Annotated in this window: 1 protein-coding gene; it reads right to left on the reverse strand. The window is 44.8% G+C overall.

The features are described from left to right. A partial coding sequence (locus KDM89_RS20435) for a Wzt carbohydrate-binding domain-containing protein (protein ID WP_212689696.1) occupies positions 1 to 364 on the reverse strand: 364 nt, incomplete at both ends.

Genomic DNA, 364 nt, shown 5'->3' on the forward strand with positions numbered 1-364 from the left:
TAGGCATAGCGAACCTGAATTCAGCGTCCAGACCACTTCCCGCTTCACAAGAAAGAGATGCGTCTGCGTAGCTCAAATAGGTGTTATCGCCGAACAACGCCTGCCCTCTGTGATCTTTAATGGAAAACCCTATGATAGGGTTGACTAATTCCTGATGCGCCTGCGCAAATATTTTTAAAGTGACGACTTCGCCACCCACTACCCAATTTAACGGATTGCCATGCACATCGTTAAACTCGACATTCTTTATTTGTGCTCCACCTTGCCCAAACGCAGATGCATCATGATCAAAAGTAAATATACGCAAGTCGTTTCTCAAATTACTGGCGTTGACTAAATCCTGACGCTGATCACGAAACAATAC

Origin of the sequence: Cognatundibacterium luofuense (genome assembly GCF_018139685.1) — a bacterium.
GTDB classification, from domain to species: Bacteria; Pseudomonadota; Gammaproteobacteria; order Burkholderiales; family Burkholderiaceae_D; genus Undibacterium; species Undibacterium luofuense.